Origin of the sequence: Paenibacillus sp. S29, assembly GCF_049319765.1 — a bacterium.
In the GTDB taxonomy this organism is placed as follows: Bacteria; Bacillota; Bacilli; order Paenibacillales; family Paenibacillaceae; genus Paenibacillus; species Paenibacillus polymyxa_B.
In genome coordinates this window covers 1-3,653 of the sequence record NZ_JBMOUI010000041.1, presented here as the reverse complement: position 1 = coordinate 3,653, position 3,653 = coordinate 1, and the positions used below count along the sequence as shown (strand labels likewise).

Genomic DNA, 3,653 nt, shown 5'->3' with positions numbered 1-3,653 from the left:
GCTTTCTGACCTTCTTGATCTTCCCTGACGACGACGACCGCTTCCTTCACGCCACCTACACTCAGCAGCTTCGCTTCAATTTCACCAAGCTCGATCCGATAGCCGCGAATTTTCACCTGGTTGTCGATCCGGCCGATGAAGTCCACGTTGCCGTCCGGCATCCAGCGCGCCAGGTCGCCCGTCCGGTACAGCCGCTCCCCAGCGGCGAACGGGCTGTCTACGAATTTCTCCGCCGTCAAATCCGGGCGGTTCAAGTAACCGCGGGCCACACCCGCTCCGCCGATAACCAGCTCGCCCAACACCCCGATCGGCACCGGCTTCAGATTCGCATCCACGATGTAGAACTTGGCGTTCAGCCACGCTTTCCCGATCGGCACGCTGCCCGTCTTCGGCAGCTTCTCCAGCGGCTCGTCATAGAAGCTGGAGTCAATCGCCGCTTCCGTTACGCCGTAGCTGTTAATAATATGGAACTGCGAGCCGAAGCGCTCCTGCAAGGTGCGGTAATCCGCTACGCTGCACGCATCCGAGCTTGTGATCAGCAACTGCATCGAGCTGAGCTCCAGACTCTCGGCATGCACATGCTCCATGAACGGCACGATCAGCGCCGGAGTCGATTCGAATACCGTCACGGCGTAGTCGCGAATCCAGCCGTAGAGGCGGGTTGGATCAATCCGGTCGTCCTTCGGCACGATGACCATCGTGCCGCCGTTGTACAGCGTCCGCGCAATGTCGCCGACGAACACGTCGAACGAGAAGCTGGCGAGCTGCAGCAGCCGGATCGGGAACTGATCCAGGCGGTATTCCCGCCGGTAGCCCGCCGCCGTGTTCACCAGGCTGCGGTGCTCGATCATCACGCCCTTCGGCTTGCCCGTCGTACCGGAGGTGTAGATGACGTAAGCCAAATCGCGCGGCTTGTTCACATTCGCCGGATTCGATGCGAGATCCGCCGCTAGTACGTTCTTCTCGGCTTCTGCCGTGGCGGACGTTTCGGCAGAAGCCGTTTCCGCTTGCGCCAAAGCCTCCGCCTCTGCGCCTGCTTCGCCCAAAGCTTGTACGCCCACAGCCGCTCCGAGGCTGTACGTCGCGGCGTCGTCAAGCGCAAGCACCGTTTGCAGCACTAGAGCTCCGTCGCTGCGCCAAGCTTCCGCCTGCTCCAGCAGGCGGGTCTGTGTGAGCAGCACCGACGCCCCGCTGTCCGCGAGCATATACTCGATCCGCTCCGCCGGATAGTCCGGGTCGAGCGGCACATAAGCGCCGCCCGCTTTCCATACGGCGAGCACCCCGATCAACAGCTCCGCCGAACGGCCGGCCAGAATGCCGACCACCTGCTCCGGCTTCACCCCGCGCGCCCGCAGTGCATACGCCAGACGATTCGCTTTGGCGTTCAGCTCCGCATACGTCAGCTTGCTGTCTTCGTAGACAACCGCCAGCGCTCCCGGAGTGCGCTCCGCCTGCTCCTCGAACAGCTCGTGGAACGTTCTCTCTCCCCACGACTCATCCGCTTCCAAACCTGTACCCTCTGCGGCGGGTTGCTTCGCAAGAGCAGAAGACGACACGTCAAACCCGACCAGCAAATCATGCTTTTCGCTGTCCGTCAAGATATCCAAATCCGAAATCCGCGCACTCGGCTGAGCCAGGATCGACGCCAATAGCTGCTCGTAATGACCCGCCAGCCGTACCATCGTTTCCTGTCTAAACAACGAGGTAGCGTACTCGATCTTGCAAACCAGCTCGTTATCGGCTTCCACGATATCAAGGCTAAGATCAAACTTTGCCGTCTTTTCCTCGATGTCGAACAGCGACCATTGCAAGCCTTCCATGGTTAAATCCAAGCTTTCGTGTTTTTGCAAAGAAAACATGGTGTCAAACAGAGGATTCCGGCTTAAATCCCGGCTCACCTGAAGAGCTTCCACCAGCTCCTCGAACGGATAGTCCTGGTGCTCGTAGGCTCCAAGCGTCGTTTCCTTCACTTCCTGCAAGTAATCCAGGAACGTCCGCTCCGCCGCCGGACCCAAGCGAAGGGCCAGCGTATTGACGAACATGCCGATAATCGGCTGCAGGTCGGCGTGAGAACGGGCAGCAATCGGAGTGCCGACCACTATATCTTCCTGTCCCGCGTATTTATGAAGCAATACGGAGTACGCAGCCAGCAGAAGCATGTACAGCGTCGCCCCCGAATCGCCGGCAAGCCGTTTGAGAGCTTCGCTTTTCTCCGCATCCAGCGTAAACGTGAGCGTTTGACCGTCAAACTGCTGGACGGCCGGGCGGGAGAAGTCGAGAGGGAGCTCAAGAACCGGAAGCTCGGAGCTGAATACCCCGCGCCAGTATTCCTCCTGCCGTTTGATGCGCTGGCGCTGCTCCTCGGATTGCTGCCAAACGGCGTAATCCTTATATTGAATCCGCAGCTCCGGCAATTCTTTCCCATTGTAAAGCCGCACGAATTCGCGCAGCAGCACGTCCATGGAAAGGCCGTCGGAACCAATATGATGAATATCCAGCGCGAGCAGGAATTTCTCTTTCTCCAGTTCGATCAGCAGGGCGCGCAGCAAAGGCGGCTGGGTCAGGTCAAAAGGCTGAATGAAGCCTTCAAGAATGGCCGCAACCTGATCTTCGCTTGCTTGAAGCTTCTCGACCTTGAAAGCTACGAGCGGATGAATACGCTGAACCGGCTCCCCATTCACGATTTCAAAACCGGTGCGCAGCATATCATGCCGGGCCACCAAAGTTGTCAGCGCCTTTTCCACTTTGGCCTCGTTCAAAGCCCCTTCCAACTGCAAGGCACTTGGGAGGTTGTAATTCAGCTCCGAGCCATCCAGCTGGTGCAGGACGTACAGCCTTTTTTGCGCGGAGGAAACCGGATAGTACGCTTTCTCTTCCGCTTTCGGAATCGAGCTGTGCCGCGTTTCTTCCAAGCTGGCAATAGCCCCGGCCATCGATTCTATCGTCGTATAGCGGAACACATCGCGCAGCGGAAGTTCGACGTTCATTTCCTTCTGAATCTTGCTGACAAGGTTCGTCGCCCGCAAGGAGTGGCCTCCGAGCTCGAAGAAATTGTCCAGGACTCCAATGCCGGAGTAGCCCAGCACTTCCTCCCAGATCTTCACAAGCTGGGACTCCGTCCGGTTACGCGGCGCTACGTATTCGACGCCCGTTTGCAAGCCGCCTTGCGGCTCCGGCAGCGCTTTGCGGTCCACTTTTCCGTTGGACGTCAGCGGGATGCGCTCCAGCTGCACGAAGTACGACGGGATCATGTACCCCGGCATTTCCTGGGCCAGCGAGGTTCTCATTTCGCTGACCGTCAGCGTCCGGTCCGCCACAAAGTAGGCGACAAGCGCCTTCTCGCCCCCGCCGTCCTGACGGGCGAGCACCACCGCTTCTTCCACGCCCTCGACGTTCAGTAGCTGCGTCTCGATTTCGTCCAGCTCGATCCGGTACCCGCGGATTTTCACCTGATGATCGATCCGGCCCAGGTATTCGATGTTGCCGTCCGGCAGCCAAGCCGCCAAGTCGCCCGAGCGGTACAGTTTCTCCCCCTCCGCAAACGGGGAATCGACGAACTTCTCCGCCGTCAGATCCGGACGGTTCAGGTATCCTCTCGCAAGGCCTTCCCCGGCCACGTACATTTCGCCCGCTACGCCGATCGGCACAGGGCG

1 protein-coding gene is annotated in these 3,653 nt (G+C 59.3%); it reads right to left on the bottom strand.

Annotation, left to right across the window (positions count from 1 at the left end):
* A partial coding sequence (locus ACL9RM_RS26310; RefSeq protein WP_414126684.1) for an amino acid adenylation domain-containing protein occupies positions 1 to 3,653 on the bottom strand: 3,653 nt, incomplete at both ends.